1 protein-coding gene is annotated in these 266 nt (G+C 57.1%); it reads right to left on the bottom strand.

Translation table 11 applies throughout. The features are described from left to right. Positions 1 to 234, bottom strand: a 234-nt coding sequence (locus AAEY72_RS15195) for a HupE/UreJ family protein (RefSeq protein WP_502945402.1), incomplete at its 3' end; no start/stop codon positions are given. Positions 235 to 266: the final 32 nt, after the last annotated feature.

Raw genomic sequence — 266 nt, 5'->3', positions numbered from 1 at the left:
CAGTGTGACGTAGAGCCCCACATCCTTCAGGCGGTAAAGGAAGAAGATCACCCCGAACAGAAACAGCAGGTGATCGTAGCCCGTCATCATGTGCTTGGCGCCCATGTAGATGAAGGGCAGCAACATGACGCCGGAACTTTCCTGGATAAAGCCCTTGTCACCTTCCGCGACGGCGTGAGCCATCGCCTCGGGCATCCCGAGGAAAAGTGCAGCGACAAGTAAAAACAACAGCAGTAGCGGGCGGTGCGATGGCGCAGTGAATGCGC

Origin of the sequence: Psychrobacter sp. W2-37-MNA-CIBAN-0211, from assembly GCF_040309405.1 — a bacterium.
Lineage (GTDB): Bacteria > Pseudomonadota > Gammaproteobacteria > Pseudomonadales > Moraxellaceae > Psychrobacter > Psychrobacter glaciei.
This window is presented reverse-complemented; position numbering and strand designations above follow the sequence as displayed.